The sequence below is a fragment of the Ensifer sp. LC11 genome (assembly GCF_001695835.1).
Lineage (GTDB): Bacteria > Pseudomonadota > Alphaproteobacteria > Rhizobiales > Rhizobiaceae > Ensifer.
Window position 1 is genome coordinate 61,879 of sequence record NZ_MBSO01000028.1, and the last position, 16,182, is coordinate 78,060.

At 60.9% G+C, this 16,182-nt stretch carries 20 protein-coding genes and 2 pseudogenes; 20 read left to right on the forward strand and 2 right to left on the reverse strand.

Annotated elements, in window-relative coordinates:
- Positions 1–30: 30 nt before the first annotated feature.
- The 19 genes and pseudogenes from BBX50_RS19885 to BBX50_RS19965 all read left to right on the forward strand — a co-directional run.
- Positions 31–568: pseudogene (locus BBX50_RS19885) on the forward strand (DUF5309 family protein); the annotation flags it as partial.
- Between the two features lie 117 nt (positions 569–685).
- Entirely contained in the window at positions 686–1,303 is a 618-nt protein-coding gene (locus BBX50_RS29440; protein ID WP_065783984.1) for a DUF2778 domain-containing protein, read from the forward strand.
- A gap of 157 nt (positions 1,304–1,460) precedes the next feature.
- On the forward strand, positions 1,461–2,072 hold the full coding sequence (locus tag BBX50_RS19895; protein ID WP_065777053.1) for a hypothetical protein: 612 nt from the start codon (positions 1,461–1,463) through the stop codon (positions 2,070–2,072).
- A gap of 221 nt (positions 2,073–2,293) precedes the next feature.
- On the forward strand, positions 2,294–2,563 hold the full coding sequence (locus BBX50_RS19900; protein ID WP_139108534.1) for a hypothetical protein: 270 nt from the start codon (positions 2,294–2,296) through the stop codon (positions 2,561–2,563).
- Between the two features lie 260 nt (positions 2,564–2,823).
- The gene (locus BBX50_RS19905; RefSeq protein WP_065777055.1) at positions 2,824–3,414 is read left to right on the forward strand and encodes a hypothetical protein; all 591 of its coding nucleotides are present in this window, start codon (positions 2,824–2,826) and stop codon (positions 3,412–3,414) included.
- Positions 3,415–3,474: 60 nt separating this feature from the next.
- Positions 3,475–3,651: a hypothetical protein gene (locus BBX50_RS30305; RefSeq protein ID WP_161490886.1), complete on the forward strand. Its 177-nt coding sequence runs from the start codon at positions 3,475–3,477 to the stop codon at positions 3,649–3,651.
- A gap of 448 nt (positions 3,652–4,099) precedes the next feature.
- Positions 4,100–4,267, forward strand: a complete 168-nt coding sequence (locus BBX50_RS30550; protein ID WP_201723501.1) for a hypothetical protein — start codon at positions 4,100–4,102, stop codon at positions 4,265–4,267.
- Between the two features lie 3 nt (positions 4,268–4,270).
- Positions 4,271–4,594 carry a hypothetical protein gene (locus BBX50_RS19910; RefSeq protein WP_065777056.1) on the forward strand — a complete coding sequence of 108 codons (324 nt, stop codon included), beginning with the start codon at positions 4,271–4,273 and terminating at the stop codon, positions 4,592–4,594.
- Positions 4,591–5,190 (forward strand): hypothetical protein, encoded by a 600-nt coding sequence (locus BBX50_RS19915; protein ID WP_065777057.1) that lies wholly within the window; start codon positions 4,591–4,593, stop codon positions 5,188–5,190. The genes BBX50_RS19910 and BBX50_RS19915 overlap by 4 nt, the downstream gene beginning before the upstream one ends.
- Complete coding sequence (locus BBX50_RS19920) at positions 5,187–5,789, forward strand: hypothetical protein (protein WP_065777058.1); 603 nt, start codon at positions 5,187–5,189, stop codon at positions 5,787–5,789. Before BBX50_RS19915 ends, BBX50_RS19920 begins: the two co-directional genes overlap by 4 nt.
- Positions 5,786–7,402: a hypothetical protein gene (locus BBX50_RS19925; protein ID WP_065777059.1), complete on the forward strand. Its 1,617-nt coding sequence runs from the start codon at positions 5,786–5,788 to the stop codon at positions 7,400–7,402. Before BBX50_RS19920 ends, BBX50_RS19925 begins: the two co-directional genes overlap by 4 nt.
- Complete coding sequence (locus tag BBX50_RS19930; protein ID WP_065777060.1) at positions 7,399–7,845, forward strand: GNAT family protein; 447 nt, start codon at positions 7,399–7,401, stop codon at positions 7,843–7,845. The genes BBX50_RS19925 and BBX50_RS19930 overlap by 4 nt, the downstream gene beginning before the upstream one ends.
- Before the next feature lie 5 nt (positions 7,846–7,850).
- Positions 7,851–9,386, forward strand: a complete 1,536-nt coding sequence (locus BBX50_RS19935) for a tail fiber domain-containing protein (protein ID WP_065777061.1) — start codon at positions 7,851–7,853, stop codon at positions 9,384–9,386.
- A 310-nt stretch (positions 9,387–9,696) separates the two neighbouring features.
- Positions 9,697–11,418 (forward strand): tail fiber protein, encoded by a 1,722-nt coding sequence (locus tag BBX50_RS19940; RefSeq protein WP_065777062.1) that lies wholly within the window; start codon positions 9,697–9,699, stop codon positions 11,416–11,418.
- 6 nt (positions 11,419–11,424) lie between these two features.
- Complete coding sequence (locus BBX50_RS30555; protein WP_065777063.1) at positions 11,425–11,865, forward strand: hypothetical protein; 441 nt, start codon at positions 11,425–11,427, stop codon at positions 11,863–11,865.
- A 28-nt stretch (positions 11,866–11,893) separates the two neighbouring features.
- Positions 11,894–12,739: a hypothetical protein gene (locus BBX50_RS19950; RefSeq protein WP_139108535.1), complete on the forward strand. Its 846-nt coding sequence runs from the start codon at positions 11,894–11,896 to the stop codon at positions 12,737–12,739.
- Positions 12,736–12,939, forward strand: a complete 204-nt coding sequence (locus BBX50_RS19955) for a hypothetical protein (protein ID WP_065777065.1) — start codon at positions 12,736–12,738, stop codon at positions 12,937–12,939. The genes BBX50_RS19950 and BBX50_RS19955 overlap by 4 nt, the downstream gene beginning before the upstream one ends.
- A 120-nt stretch (positions 12,940–13,059) precedes the next feature.
- Positions 13,060–13,317 carry a hypothetical protein gene (locus BBX50_RS19960; RefSeq protein ID WP_065777066.1) on the forward strand — a complete coding sequence of 86 codons (258 nt, stop codon included), beginning with the start codon at positions 13,060–13,062 and terminating at the stop codon, positions 13,315–13,317.
- Positions 13,304–13,645, forward strand: coding sequence for a DUF1515 family protein (locus BBX50_RS19965; protein ID WP_065777067.1), 342 nt, complete (start codon positions 13,304–13,306; stop codon positions 13,643–13,645). The genes BBX50_RS19960 and BBX50_RS19965 overlap by 14 nt, the downstream gene beginning before the upstream one ends.
- A 238-nt stretch (positions 13,646–13,883) precedes the next feature.
- Here the strand turns inward: BBX50_RS19965 and BBX50_RS19970 are convergent, their stop codons facing one another.
- Entirely contained in the window at positions 13,884–14,501 is a 618-nt protein-coding gene (locus tag BBX50_RS19970) for a hypothetical protein (RefSeq protein WP_065777068.1), read from the reverse strand.
- Positions 14,502–14,752: 251 nt separating this feature from the next.
- Positions 14,753–15,784, reverse strand: coding sequence for a helix-turn-helix domain-containing protein (locus tag BBX50_RS19975; protein ID WP_244513203.1), 1,032 nt, complete (start codon positions 15,782–15,784; stop codon positions 14,753–14,755).
- Positions 15,785–15,901: 117 nt separating this feature from the next.
- Between BBX50_RS19975 and BBX50_RS19980 the strand changes: the two are divergent.
- A pseudogene (locus BBX50_RS19980) lies at positions 15,902–16,182 on the forward strand (alpha/beta hydrolase); the annotation flags it as partial.

The window sequence follows — 16,182 nt, forward strand, 5'->3', positions numbered from 1 at the left end:
CCGTATCGGGCTCTTGGTCAGCGGATCGCGGACGTCTCGCGCGGGGCCGGCGGCGCCAATGGCGGCTACAACCCGACGACCGGGCTGACGGTGGCGCCGACCGACGGCACGCAGCGCCCCTTCACCAAGGCGATCCTCGACCAGGTGATGCAGACGGGCTACCAGAACGGCGCCAACTTCCGCCACGTCTCGGTCTCGCCCTACGTGAAATCGGTCTTCGTCACCTTCATGTCCGACGCCAACGTGGCGCCGTTTCGCTATGCCGTCTCGCAAGGCGGCGAGCGCAACACGATCGTGGCGACCGCCGACTACTACGAAGGCCCGTTCGGCACTGTGATGATCCACCCAAACCGGGTGCAGGCGGGCAACGCCAAGCTCGCGCGCAACGCCTATTTCCTCGACACCGACATGCTTTCCTTCCTCTGGCTGCGCCAGATCCAGGAAGACAAGGCGGTCGCCAAGACCGGCGACGCCGACAAGGGCGTGATCATCGGCGAGGGCACGCTGAAGGTCGAAAAAGGGCCTCGGCGTTGCGGCCGACCTCTTCGGGCTGAGTGCTGCGAGCTGATTTTTCAAAGCAGCTGGCAATCGCATCATCATCCTCCCTTGCGGGTGAGGGTGATGATCGCCGCAACGAGACGGCCCACTTTGAACGCTGACGCAGATTGCAAGACGGAAAGATGCAGTGGATCAACGGAACAACCGCAACAGAATCAAGCTTCACTTTGATGGCGAACGGCTGAACGCCACCGAGAACGGTCGGTACGCCGGCGGGTGGGATGGCGTGAGTGGCAGGCCCGGTTCACAAGGACCGGAATTTCAGAAGTGGACCGATAAAGGTCCCATCCCCGAAGGTGTCTATGATGTTGAGCAGCTTCAGTATCCGCCGCCGGAGGGGAGCTGGGAACGCTTAAAGGGGAAATTTCGACATGGGACGTGGGGAGGATTGGAGGACACGTGGGGAAATGCGAGAGCATTTCTAAACACAAAGTCTACAACACATCCGGAGGCGGCGCACCGGAGTCGATTTTCCATTCACGGAGGCGCGGTTCCGGGATCCGCTGGCTGCATTGATCTCACGAACGGAATGGACAGTTTCGCAGATTTTTACCGAAACACCGGGCAGTGGGCCGAACTGAATGTATCTTACCCCGAGTATGATCCTGCTGACTTCACGATCGAAGCGCTTGAGCGAAAATATGCGCCCGCGGCGACGCCCGAAGTCGACAACCGTTGGGAGCCCGATGGTGCTCGAAATCAGCGTAGTTTTTCTTTGAGGGATGCCCTCCGGATTTTCGAATGACGGCTGGTTCGGCCAGCTTGTGATTGTTCCTGAAATGTTCTACAAGGGAAGCGGGCATTTTCGTAGTTTGCGAAAGCGCAGGTGGCATTGTTGAGGCGCTCTGCGAACGCAGCCTGGATGGTAGCGAAGGGCGTTCGGCGTCGGTGGGAGAAAAGCATTGTTTCGAGTGCTGCTGCCAGCTTTGGTTGCGCTGGGGTTTGCGGGTTTTGCGTCACCGGCCGCCGCTGGGGCAGAGCGAGCCGTTGAAGCCTTGTTTGCCTGCGACACTACTTTCTTCCAGGTGTTGAGCCGCGAGCGGGCGGCCTTTCGCCCTCGGGAAGTCAGGACAATCTTTTCCGAGCATCAGCGTATAGACATTGTTAAGTTCGATCCACCAGTGGAGGTGCTTGGCCTTCGCCTCACCAGCTACAGACAGGAGACGGCGTTGAATTATGGCCTCAGGCCATCCGCTTTTTCGTGGGGATTTCAGGCTGATGAAACGCCTGTCGGTGTAGCGCTCGCGCTTCGGAAGTATTTCCCCGGCGAAAAACCCTACCGGGGGACCGTTGACATGCTTGAGCCGACGAACGGGTATACGGACCGTCGGGGCAGGCTCTTTGCGATTGCGAAGGTGAGGCTCGAAGGGGAAAGCGGCGCCAATCTCGAATGTCATTCTGGACGAGAGGAGCTCGGTAACATCTGGTCCTTGCCGGATGTCGTCGATCTGTTTTTTGAGACTTGGGACAGCAAGGGCCGATGGCTCGCCTGGATCGGTGATTGGCTGGATTGAACATGCGACGAGCAATGGTCCGATTTCGCGGCGATGGCTCAGGCGCCCCTGAACCCAAGCATCGAAGTTGCATATCTACTTGAATTTGTTTCTGTAATATCGCTTGCCGCGTGTGCGTGGCATGTATGCATGCTGTGGTGGTCGAAGTGCTCTTGAGGACGGAAAAACGAGGCTTGCTCAGGTCAGTTTTGGCGTGTGGGTACGTCCAGCAGCGTCACGTGGTGAACGGTGCGCCGAGTCTGCGCTGGGGGTTCCAGACAGAGGCAAACGCACTCAACCTCGTACGCGTGGTGGAACTGCGCACCGGTAGCTGGGAAAGTCCAGAAGGATGGCGCATCGACGAGGAGGCGGAGGCAACGGGATACACGCGTTCCCCGGATCTCGGGTTCGAAGAGGGCTTCGTCGGTTGCACGACGCCGCTTGCTACCGGCAAGGAGCCGCCGAAATCCGTGGACCTCTTTCCGGAAGAAGATGCGGGACGGGTTCAGTAGAACCAAACAGGCGCGCCAGGCGCCACCAGAACGGCGCCAATTTCCGCCATGTCTCGATCTTGCCTTACGTGCAGAAGGATGCAGCGGACACAAACGTCGGAGACTGCTCGCGGAAACCTCTGAGGCTTCCGCGGTGATCCGTGCGTAGCAATTCCAGCGAGCTTGAGCGGCTTTGCGGATCTGTCTGCATTGGCTCGTCCTGTCCGGCTCGAGCTGTTCCGGATGTCGATCAACCTACAACAAGACAATTGAGGTGAGTTATGACCCAACAAGACAAAGCGTTCGGCCGAAAGGGCTTGCCCGACAGAATTCAATCGCTTCGCGAAGCCATCGACTATTTCGACGAAAGTCCTCTGCTGCAGAGCAAACCCATGGCCGAGGCCAGGATGCCGCGCGGAGCGGAAGCGCGATTTCGCCATCCATCGGCAGGGACGCCTGCAAACGACATTGCCCGCGGCGGCTTGTTGCTCTCCCAGGCGGATCCTGGCCCGGGCCGCTTTGACCTACAGAACGGCGTGTTGCCAACCGAGCGTTTTCGGCCGTTGATGGCGGACCATCGGAGCGACAGCAACATTGCCTCGGAACCGCGAAGCAGAGATAGTGCTGCTGAAGTTTACCGCACGAGGGCTGTCGAGAAATCCAATCGAGACGGATCCCATGATATCGGCTGGAGTGATTTTGGCTCGCTGCTTGGCTCCGCTGTCGGGGCTCTTCTTGGAAGCGGTGCCGCTTCGGTTGCGGGTACGGTCGGCGGATACTATGCGGGAGGCTACGGGCCCGGACTTCTGAAGGAAACAGGAAGAGCCGTCGGGCGAGGCGGCTTCAATGGTGACCTAAGCGGCCTGCGTTGAAAGTGATCCGGGTTTTGCCAACGATAGCGTTGGCCAGATCCTCTCTCTTGGGACCGAGATATGTACCATCTGAAAGAAGCGTTGATATTTGCGGCATTTGTCCACTTGTTCATCTCCCTCATCGATACCGCCATCAAGATGACGCCAAGACTGACAGCGATGCCAAAGGCGGTCGGAAGATTTGTCGCCGCTTTGCTGGCGGTACTGTTTGTCAGATACCTGCTGTTGCCGCTGTAGGCCGGCACATGCGGGCAGCCGCGCCCGCGGAACGTTAACCCGCGGTGGTTCGGAAGATCCTGGTTCGGCGCGGGCCCACCTCGCGTCGAACGGCATGTAGGCTTTGTGTACGCCTGCGGGTCTCGACGAACGGGGCAGTGGCTTCGACGTAGCCGGCGCCACTGCGACATGTCCGACGCGGCTTTCATTGGCAAATACTGTTGTTACACGATGCACTAAGGAGACTGGGCGGCCTTACCGACGCAAGTGGGCCTTCCCCGTGTGAGCCACTAGTATCCGTGCCGCCCGTGCACCTGGGCGACCTGATGGCCCGGCGCAGGCGCTGCCAATATTGACGCGTGACACTTGACACCGGGATGCGGGCGCCTGACCCGCGCCGATCGTCCTTCAATAGAACAATTCTTGCCAAGGCGGTTCTTCGGAGCCGCCTTTTTTCATGGAGACTTTCATGTCCGATGTAAAAAAGACCGTGCCCGTCCGTCTCGTCTATGACGTCTGGTTTCGGGAAGAGGAGCGCACGCCCGCCGGTGCTGTCGTATCCGTCAGCCTCGATGAGGCGAAGGCGCTGATTGCGGCCGGCAAGGCCGAACGCGCCGATCCGCTGCCAGGAGAATGATCCATGGTGATCCGCGACGGAGCCTGGACGCTCCACGATCATGACAGGGTGACGGGCCGGTCGGTCTGGCACCTCTTCGACGGGGAGAAGGACGTCTACCGCGTCGATTATCCAGTCGACAACCTGCTCAGCGAAAACCGTGAGACGCGCAACAGCGCCGAGAAAGCCTGGCGCGGCGATTGGCACCGTGTTGCCTCCGTTCCGCTCAACATTGCCCATGCCTCTGGCCTGGTGAAGGCGCATTCGGAGGGTGACGACCGTTTCGTCAAGGGTTTCCTGAACGACGGCGACAATCGCGCCTGGCGCACCAAGGAGGGCAGGCTATGAGCGTTGCCGACTATGCCGCATTGCTTGTCGATGTGGGCGAATATAGCGGGCGCAACGATATCGCCCATCTGTTTCCCCGGTTCGTCGGCCTTGCGGAACTGAAGCTCAACCGGATCCTGCGCGTCGGCGACATGGAGGCGACCGCGGTGGTCGACGTCGTCGACGGTGATGCGCCACTGCCGGCGGATTTTCTCGAGGCGCGGCAGGTTCTGACCGCCAGCGGCCGGCCGATCCGCGCTATTGCGCTGCAGGAGTCTGCCGAAAGTGGTCGCAGCGGGCCCGGAGCGCCGATTGGCTACGCAATCGTCGGCAACCGGATCAAGCCCTTTCCGACTGGCAGTTACGGGTTGACGATGACCTACTATCGCAAGATCCCGCCGCTCTCGGCCACGCATCCGACGAACTGGCTGCTTGAGAAGGCGCCTGACGCCTATCTCTACGGGCTGGTCGAGGAGATCGCCGTCTGGGAGCGCGACGCCGGCAAGGCAGGGGCCGCGCAACAACTCAAGATGTCGGCGCTTGCGGGGCTCGGTATCGCTGACGAGCGCGCGCGCTGGGGCGATGCTCAGATGACGGTTGGAGGGGTGACGCCATGACCTTGCTTTCGGCAATCAACGAGGTCTGCGACATTGTTTCGCTCGACCGTTTCGACAGCATCTATGGTTCGAACGATCCCAATGCCCAGACGATGGTCGCGCTGGCGCAGGAGGCGGGCGAGGAGATTTCCCGCCGTGGCGACTGGCGCGGCATGCTGAAGCAGCATGTGGCGATCACTTCCCCACTGGACCTGCCGGGTGACTACCAGCGGCTGACGCCCGGTGGTGCAGTCAGGACCGGATCCGGCGCATGCTTTCGGCCGATCACCAACAGCTCGCAATGGGCGATCGTAAGGGCCGTCGAATCGACGCAAGCCTATTTCTTCCTGCGCGGCAGCCAGTTGCTGTTTTCTCCTGTCGCGGCTGGGATCGGAGCCGTCATCGATTACATCTCGAAGAACTGGGTTTTGGGCGACCCCTATGAGGAGCGCGATACGCTGAAGGCGGACGATGACCGGACGCTCTTTCCCGAACGACTGCTTTGCAAGGGCATCCTCTGGCGCTGGAAACGCCAGAAGGGATTGCCCTTCGACGACAGCCTGGCCGAATTCGAGGCGGATCTTCTGCAGGAACTCAACGCGGACCGGGGGGCATCATGAGAGTTGACCTGAAACCCGGGCGGATCGGGCAGAGCAATCGCGGCGCCACGAGCATCGGGCGGCAACAGACTTCGCGACCGGTCACCTTTCCGGCACCAATAAATGGGCTCGTCACGGCCGCCGACATGGCTTCGCAACAACCGGGATCTGCGACCGTGTTGCGCAACTTCTTCCCGACGCTCGTCGGTTGTCGTATTCGCGGAGGCTCGCAGAAGCGCGGGCGAGCAGCGGATGGCGGAGCCATCCGAAGCGCCTTCAAGTACAAGTATGGCGCCATTGAAAAGCTCTTCATGGCGACGGATACGGCGATCTACGACATGACCTCGCCGGCAGCACCGCCAGCGACGACGGCGGACGCCGTCAATGGACTTTCGGGCGGCAACTGGTGTTCCTTCCAGCACACCAATTCAGGCGGGTCGCATCTCATCTGCCTCAATGGGGCCGACCCGCGCCAGGTGTACAACGGCAGCGTCTGGACAACGAACCCGGCGATTACCTTCTCCGATACAACGACGATGGCGCAGCTCAACTATGGTTGGCTGTTCAAGAACCGGCAGTTCTTCCTGAAGAATGCAACGCTTGACGCCTACTACCTGCCGGTCAATGCGGTCGGGGGGGCGGCTGCGGTGTTTCCGCTTGGCGGGGTGATGAAGAAGGGAGGCTCGTTGCTGACGGGCTTTTCCTGGTCGCTCGAAAGTGGCGACGGGCTTTCCGATCTCTGCGTCTTCGTTTCGACCGAAGGGGAGATGGCGGTTTATGCCGGCAGCGATCCGAGCGACGCCAACAGTTTCGCGCTGAAGGGCGTCTATCAGATTGGCCGACCGCTCGGTAAAAATGCCTGGATCCGCGCCGGCGGCGATGTGCTGGTCGCCACCAGCGACGGGCTAACGCCGATTTCACAGGTGTTCCAACGCGATCGCCAGGCACTGAGCCAGGTTTCGGTTTCCCGGCCGATCGAGGACGACTGGCGGCGGGCAGCGAATGCGACTGGCACCGGTTGGGTGGTAAAGCCGTGGCCGGAACAGAACCTCGTCTTCATTGCCTTTCCCGGTAACAGCGTGGTTGCCGACACGACGTTCGTGTTGAACGTCCTGAGCGGCCGCTGGTCGACGATCAGCAATTGGAAGGCGAGCTGCTACGACACCCTGCAAGGTGGGTTGTTTTTCGGTGCGGACGGTGGCTTCTGCTGGCAGGGTGACACGACCGGGACCGATGACGGGCTCACCTTTACCGCGGCCTATCTTTCGCAGTTCACACCGGCAGGACAGTTCGGGCAACGCGCGCAAGCCACGCTCGCCCGGATGTACTTTCGTGCGAAAAGCAGACCGAAGGTGCGGCTCTTCGCCCGCGCCGATTTCGACAGGTCGATCCCGCCTTCGACCGCCGTGACAGTTGGTGATGCCGCTTCGTCGGAATGGGACGCGGGCCTGTGGGGCAATGCCGTCTGGGACGGCCTGACGCAGCAGCTTCGATACAGCTTTCGCCAGAACGTGCGAGCGGCAGGAGACATGTTGGCGGTCGGCTGTGCCGTCACCTCGGGGGGTGGTGTAAAGCTCGACCTGGAGGTGGACCTGGCGACGCTGCAGGTGGAGGCCGGGGAGGCAAGCACATGAGGTTCGTCTGGGCCGGCGCGGCCAATTCCGAGACAAACCGGACGATCGCCGATTTCGTCGCGGCTCATATCGCCGGATGCGGGCGCGGCTTCGCCGACTTCACGACCATGGGGGTGATCGACCAAGGGGCGCTTGTCGCCGGCGTCGTGTTTCACAACTATGTGCCCGAAGCCGGCGTGATCGAGCTTTCGGCTGCTTCTGTCTGCAAACGCTGGCTGACGAGGCAGGTGCTCAAGGGCATGTTTGGCTATCCCTTTGATGAGCTCGGCTGCCAGATGGTCGCTCTGCGTGTCTCCGAGCACAATGCCGGCATGATCGCGATCGCAGAGCGTTTTGGCTTTTCTTCTCATCGAATTCCTCGCCTTCGCGGGCGGGGAGAAGCGGAAATCATCTTCACACTCACCGACAACGACTGGCGGGCGCACCCCGTCAACCAAAGGTAGGAACCATGGGAAAACCCAAAGCTCCAAAGCCGCCGGATCCACGCGAGACCGCGGCCGCGCAGACCGCGACGAATATTGGCACTGCCATCGCCAATGGAACACTCGGCAACATCAACCAGGTGACGCCCGACGGCAGCCTGACCTATTCACAGACGGGCACGACCAAATGGAAGGATCCCTTGAGCGGCGCTTTCTATGACATACCGAGCTGGACCGCAACGCAAACACTCTCGCCGGCGCAGCAGGCAATCAAGGACCAGACGGATGCCGCCGAGAAGAATCTGGCGACACTCGCCAACAACCAGTCGACCCGCTTGAACGATCTTCTGGGGCGGCCAATCGACCTTTCCGGCGCTCCGGCAGCCGGCAACCCCAATGCGATCAACCTGCCGCAGTATCAGCAATACGGCCCCGGGCCCGCGCTGCAAACGGCACTGCCCGGCACGGGCAATGTTCAAGGCACAGTGGCAAATGCGGGGACGATCCAGACCACGCTCGGCAATGCGGGCGACGTCAAGCGCAACTACGAGACCAACTTCGACACCAAGCGCTACGAGGATGCGCTGATGGCGCGCATGAACCCACAGCTGGAAAGGGACCGCGCCGCCCTGGAAACGCAGCTTGCCAACCAGGGGCTGCAACCCGGTTCCGAGGCGTATAATCGCGCGATCGACCAGGCGAACCGCCAGACGAACGACGCCCGGTTCGGCGCAATCCTCAATGCAGGGCAGGAGCAATCCCGGCAGGTGGGGCTCGCCCAGCAGGCGGCAACCTTCGAGAACGCGGCGCAGCAGCAGGCCCATGGCCAGATGCTTCAGAACGGCCAGTTTGCCAACCAGGCGCAGAACCAGCAATACACCCAGAACGCCAACACCATGCAACTGGCGAACGCCGCCCAGCAGCAGACCTTCAACCAGGCACTGGCAGTAGCCGGCTTCAGCAATGATGCCTTGCAGCAGATGCATCAGAACAGCCAGTCGACGACGGCGGCCAACAATGCGCTGAAGGACCAGAGCTTCAACGCCCAGCAGGCCCAGCTTGCGGCGCAAAATGCAGCGCGGGCGCAATATCTCAATGAGATGTATGCCCAGCGCAATCAACCGATCAACGAAATATCGAGCCTGCTTTCAGGTGCACAAGTGAACAATCCAAACTTTGTGCCGACGCAGGGGCAAAGGATTGAGCCAGTAAACTATGCAGGTTTGGTGCAGGGGAATTATCAGGGACAGCTCGATGCGTATCGAACCCGGCAAAACGCGGTCAGCGGAGCGCTCGGTAATCTGCTCGGCATGCTGCCCTTTGGCAAAATGGCGGACTCGGACCGTCGCCTGAAGAAGGACATCAAAAAGGTCGGCAAACTCGACGGGCATTCTCTCTACGCATACCGCTACAAGAGCGAGCCTGCACATGGCCCCAAACATATCGGCGTGATGGCGCAAGAGGTGGAAAGAACCCGCCCCGATGTCGTCAGCCGTGGCCTCGACGGCATGCGCCGGGTCGACTATGGCCGGCTTTTTGCCGCGGGGCGGAAGAGGCGATAGCGCGCCGCTGAACGCCATCAAGGCGAAACTGTCGTCAATATTGGAGGCTCTGAGCCATGCAGACTTCGGCCGCCCGATGGCACGAAGCCGTGTCTGCATGCGGGCCAGACGGAGGGGATATGTCGGACTATCGAACGTTGACCAGCGGCCTTTCCTTGGGACGCCTATCGATTGGCGGAAAAGCAAGCCGCCGAAGAACGGGCCTGCCAACAGGAACCCCAAGAGTGGGCGGGCATTCTTGGGCGCTGCCCCCCAAATTGTCCAAGCAACCCGCAGAGCGCTCAACAGAACGCATTCATGGAGAACAGTCATGCCCAGAACAGGGGGAGTCTTTTCGCCTCCCGCCGGCACCAAAGGCGTGCCGAACACGACCATTCAAAGTGTACCTTACAACACCCTCATCGATGACCTGACCGCCGATGCCAACGCGCCGCGCCCAGTGACGGCCGGCGGCACCGGTGCGACGTCGGCAAGCGGAGCGCGCACGGCGCTCGGGGTCGAAATCGGGGCAAACGTGCAAGCTTATGACGCAGGTCTGCAGTCGATTGCGGGGCTGACGACGACACCCCACCAGATGCTCTACACGACGGGGAGCGACCTCTATGCGACCACAGCCCTGACACCATTTGCCAGGTCTATTCTTGATGACGTGGATGCGGCCGCCGCAAAGGAGACGTTGGGGCTTGCGGCTGTCGCCTCGTCAGGATCCGCGAGTGACCTTACGACCGGCACGATTGCTGATGCGAGGTTGCCAAGTACTCAAGCAGGCAAGACGTTTAACACGACGGCATGCATTCGTGTCGGCGCAGCGACTTCGCAAAACGACTACCTTCTGCTGCAGCCCACCGACGTGGGAGCGGGGAAGCCGTCGCTGTTCTTTCAGAAATCGACAACCGCCGGCAACTGGGTGGCTGGTTTGTGGGACGGTGTCACGTCGAACGTCGGCAACCTCAATTTTGTTGCCAACTCAGTGAGTGTAAACGGCAATCAGATCGCCACGCTAAATGGTGCCACATTTACTGGAGCCGTCCTCGCCGGTCCGATTGTCTCCACGAACGGAGAAGTGATTGTTCGGTCTAGCGGAAACCGTCATTTGTGGCTCCGCAATGCCGCCGACGTCAATCGTGGTTTGGTTTATCACGACAATGCCTCGGGGTCGATCGGGTCCCTGCTCTACAACACTTCCGGTGCATTCGTCCGCGCATTCTATCTGCGAGAGGATGGTGTTATGGAGTGGGGCGGCCATAGGCAGACTATTGACGGGCGGACAACAGGCGGCTCCGAAACCCGTTGGTACGCTGACAACAACAGCCATTTCCGATATATCTTCGGAAGCGACAACACGTTCAATTTCCAGTGGTCCAGCGACTTTTACCAAAGTAGCTTCCGCACGATTATGCGAGGCGACAGCTCATTCAACATATTGTTCGATGGTGCCCCAGCTCTTTACGCCAAGAAGATGCTTATGCACGGCGCAGCGGGCGGTGGTGACAACGGCATCCGCGTCGGTTCTGGCGATGGTGCTTCATTCGATACACAGAATATTCAGATAGTGTCTTGGTGGGGTATCGGGCTAACCAGTTCAATCGATAATACCACGCGTATCGTCATGGACCCGCGTGTTGGAACGATTTCGACGATGGGTCAGGTGAATATTGGGAGCGCATCTCATTTTACTGACGGAAACATTCAGTTCTCGGGCGGTATGGGTGCCTACGGTGCCTACCTCAGTACGGCGCTGGATACTGCGCAATGGAGAGCGCAATCTTGGCAGAACGTTTCCGGATCGCGCTCGGCAGGCACGTCGTATCAAAACACGACTGGCCGGCCGATCATGGTCAGCGTGTATGGCAATGATGGGTCGGAGTTCCAGGTTTCGTCCAACAACAGCAACTGGCTGACGATTGGTTACTCCGACGTCGACCAGGACAACGGTGGCGCAACGACGGCCGGGGTCATCATCCCGCATGGCTGGTATTATCGCCTGATCAACAATTCTCAGCAGAACCCGTTCTGGAACGAACTAAGGTAAAAGATAATGGCTGAACATGGCTTCTTTCACCCGGATCGCGGCTATTGGCAGGCGAATGACGACGTTCCCAACGATATTCTGAAGGGTTATCCCGAAGGCACGATCGAGATCCCGATCAAGCCCTCGCGCTTCCATGAATGGGCGGATGGGGAATGGGTGCACCGACCGCCGCCGGATCCGACACCGGAGGAGATCCGCGCGAAGATGCGCCCGCTTACCGCCCGGCAGTTTCGCCTCGGCCTCATTGATGGAGGGGTCTCTCTCGATCGGGTGACGGCGGTGATCGATGCGCTGCCGGCTGGCGCTGATCGCGATAAGGCCAAAGTCGAATGGGAATACGCCACCACCTTCAACCGGACACACCCGCTGATCGCGACCGTCGGCGCCGCGCTCGGTCTTTCTGACGTCCAAATCGACGCTATGTGGCTGGCTGCCGTCAGCCTCTAACCATTCTCCAAAAGAAATAAGGTGAACCATGAACAGAGCAGCGTTTTACGCGGCCCTGCGTCGGAGCATGTCTGGCGTATTCGGAAAATCGCGGTGTGCCAAGCAAGACGAGGGTGTCGACGCTATCCTCGACGAAGCCCAGCGCCGCGGCGCAAATCTCCTCCATCTCGCCGCGATACTGGCCGAGGTTTACCATGAGACCGGCGGCGCCATGCAGCCGGTCGGGGAGAATCTCAACTATTCTGCAAAGCGGCTCACGCAGGTGTGGCCCGCCCGCTTTCCGACGCTTGCGAGCGCCGAATCTTACGCCAACAACCCTCGGGCGCTCGCAAACAGAGTTTATGGTGGGCGGCTCGGCAATGCCGGCTTCGACGACGGCTGGGTCTATCGCGGGCGGGGCCTGGCCCAAATCACCGGCCGGGCGAACTATGCGAAGTTCGGACTGGAGCATGCGCCGGATCGGGCGAGCGAGATGACTACGGCGGTGCGCGTGCTGTTTGATGGAATGATCGAGGGGCTTTTCACAGGCAAGCGACTGTCCGACTTCGATACGATCGACAGCAGTTCCGCCGCTTCCGGCTATCGCTATGCTGCATCGCGGGCAATCATCAATGGGGACGTCAGACAAAATGGCGTGAAGATCGAGGCCTATGGCCGGGCGTTCGAGGCGGCTCTGCGCGAGGCCGGATATGGCCCGGACGAAACTCCAAGGTCAGAACGGAGCGAGAAAGACGTCGTCGTCGAACTTCGGCCCGGCAGGACCACGCAAGTACCCGGCAAAGACGATGCCGGCGTTGCGCGCCGGTCCGGGCTCGGTTTTCTTGGTCGCCTGCTTGACGCGTTTGCCGCTGTTCTCGAGAGGTTGATGAAATGAGCGCCGTGGTTGTCCGCATTCTGCTGCGCTATGGCGCCGGCCTGCTTGTCGCAAAGGGGGTGCTGGCGCCGGCGGCCGGGCCGGCACTTGCCGAAGATCCAGATATTCAAATGTTGTTGCAGGTTGGCGCCGGTCTTGTCGCTGGCGTCGTCTGCGAGGGTTGGTACCTGCTTGCACGACGCCTTGGCTGGGCGAAGTGATGTTGCCTTGGTCCAAGCTTGTCGTCGGCAGCCTTCTCATCGCGGGTCTTGCCTGGCTCGTTCACGAAATCCGCGCGGACGGTGCCCGCTCCATTACCAATGCCATCGAAAGGCAGAACAATGACGCTGAGAGCCGCGCTCGCGAGAAGCGCCTTGACTATGATTCCTGCCTTGATGTTGGCAGGCTGTGGGATTTCGCATCCGGCCAATGTTCCGGGACTGCGCGGCGTGGTCGGAACTGATCTCGTCGGCGCGCGCGGCGCTTCGCCAGCGGATCAGCGCCGGATCGACCGCACGGTGGTTGGCCTTTGTGCTGCGGATATCTGGACGAAGGTCGAATGTGCGAAACACGGAGAGCGTGATCATGTCGCCGGCTGAAATCGACGTTGCCGTTCACCGCCAGCTTGGGGAACTGGTCGCCGGGATGCGCGGCTTGCAGGATTCCATTCGCCGGATCGAGGAGGGCGCCCGGCGTGCGGAGGACAAGGCGGCGCGGCTTGTCGAGCGGGTCGGCGAGCTCGAGGCCTCTGTTTCGACGATCGGTGCGGAGGTTGCGGAGATGCGACCGGTTACGGATGATGTCAGGCGCTGGAAGCTGATGGGCATCGGCGCGCTGGGTGTCACCGGGATCGCGGCGATGGCGCTTGGCGTCAGCTTTGCCGAGGCGATTCGCCGTGTCGTCTTTGTCGTCATGAGCAAGGGGTGACGGCGGAGGGTGCCGATCGAAACTTTTTGTGAGCGTCTGAAGTGAACGGCGTATGCGGGCCGTTCGTTGCGTGAACCGTTCCTTCCCGGAATGCATCAGTTCCGGGTTGCCTCGACCGTCGCATGAGACGAGCCGCATCAATCTGTCACTGGCCGACAAAAAGACGCCGCGCGCCCATTGGGGCGCGCGGCGCTTTTTTTGCGTTTTTGCTTGCGCCCAGAGATGCGCGGAGATGGCGTCAGACGGCGTCCGCGACGGTCTGGCGCCCGTCACGCATGACGAGGGTGGCGATGAAGAAAGCCTGGACCATCAGGAGGACGTAGGCCACGAGTATGACGCCGCAGGGCACGACGAAATTCAGTTGTGGCGCGGTGCCGAGGATGACCGGCACGCTCCAGGAGACAATCGAAATCACGCCGCATCCAATCAGTGCCGTCTTCGTGGCGGGTTTGACGCCGGCGAGCAGCGTGGAGCCAATCTGCTGGCGGACAAAGGGCAGCACGAAACGGTGGATGGCGAGGCCGTTGACGGTGAGGATGCTGACGATCGTCACCTTGGCCCAGATCTTGGGGTTCAACAGTTTCTCCGGTTCGGTCAGTTGATAAAGCAGCAGAAATCCGAGCCCGGAGACCCAGAGCAGCAGGAGCCCGGCGGCGATAAAGCGGCTGACCCATTCGACGTGACCAACCAGTTCGGCGCTGACGATCATTTGGCGGTAGCGCGACAGCATCAGATCGAGAAACACGGCGCCGCCGAGGCCGAGGATCATGCCGGAGAAATGGACCAGCCGCAGGGTTGTGCGGAGATACGAAACCAGCGCCGGTGCCGACGACAAAGAAAATTCCAGAACGCCCATTTTCCAGTTCCCCCCCCCCAAGACGGCGTGCCCCAAGACGGCGCGCCAATGCGTTCGCACCCCCGAAAGGGGCACGTCCGATTTTGACGGACTATCGCGATTGTTGCTCCAGCGGTCGCCAGTCGGTGACAACCGCTCGGAGCGGGCTCGTTCTATTAAATGGTGAGTTTATATGTCAAGTATACGGATTCGCTAATTCAGTAATTTATGGAACGATGGGTGCGCTTTTAGCTCGGGGGTGCGAGCGTCGGTTATAGGGCTGGCACCGTTGCCGGTGTTGCAGTGGCCAACCCTCGGGCACTGTCCGAAACGGAGAAGCGGAGGCGGTATTCCTTTGGAGACAGGCCGAGGATTTTGCGGAAGATCTTGCGATAGGCGTTGGTATCCTCGTAACCGCTCTGCCAGGCGACCTGTTCGATGGAAAGCTGGGAGCGTTCCAGAAGGTCGCGCGACTTTGCGATCCTCAGCCGCTGGCAGTATTCCGTCGGGTTGAGACCGGTCGCCTTCTGAAAGCGGCGCAGGAAGGTACGATCGCCGAGCCCGGCGCGTTCTGCCATCATCTGCAGCGTCACGCCCTTGGTGCTCGTACCATGCAGCCAGTGCTGGATCTTCAGGATGGCGGTGTCGCCGTGATCGAGCTTCGGCGCAAAGACGCTGTAATAGCTCTGCTCGCGCGCACCGGGGTCGATGATCATGAAACGCGCGGTTGCCAGCATCACGTCCGTTCCCAGGAACCGATCGACCAGTTTCAGGCCGAGGTCGATCCAGGCCATCATGCCGCCGGCGGTGATGATGTCGCCCTCATCGATGAGCAGCTTGTCGGTATCGATGCGCAGATCGCCATAGCGGTTGCCGATCAACTCCTGGTGCGACCAGTGCGTGGTGATCGTGCGTCCCGCAGCGAGACCGGACTCTGCCAGCAGATAGGCGCCGCCACACACCGAACAGATGGTTGTGCCGCGGCCGTGCTGCTCGCGAATGAAGGCGGGCAGGCCCCCCATGCGATCTCCGACCGGCAGGTCTGAAAGCGTCGGCGGCAGGATCAGCGCCCGCAGGCCGGAGGAGGGGCCGGAGTGGGTATCGCGGGCCTTTGAAACCGTGCCGTCGTCCTGAAGCTTCCAGTGACTGACGCGAATCTGCGGCGCTTCCCGTCCGCCTTGCTCCGTCGACTGCATGTCCGCCACCTGGAACATATCGGTGAGCCCATGGATCGCCGACATCAGAGCCCGCGGGTAGACGACGATCCCGATCTCCGCCGGCTCGCCTTCCGGTCGTTTTGTCACTTCTGCCCCCATTGTTGTCAGCTTTGCCGGTCGAGAGGTTAGGCCTGCCGGTTTATCAATTCAACCATCGCTTCCACGGACGGAAGCCGGGTTCAAGAGATCAAAGAGGTGAGGACAATGACTAAGGCAAACGCAGTTTCCACAACGGTTTCGAACGGACCTTCGCGCCGCAACGTACTTTCGGCCGCCTTCGGCGCGGCAGCAACCGCAGCAGCCGTTCACGCCGTCGGCACGCCGGCCAGGGCCGCATCGACATCGACCACCCCATCAGCCGCCGGGGCGTCCGGCCGGGAAGGCGCAAGGACCGTGGGCAGCCGCATCATCACCCGCGACGGCGTCGAGATCTACTACAAGGACTGGGGGCCGACGGACGGCCCGGTCGTCGTGCTCAGCCACGG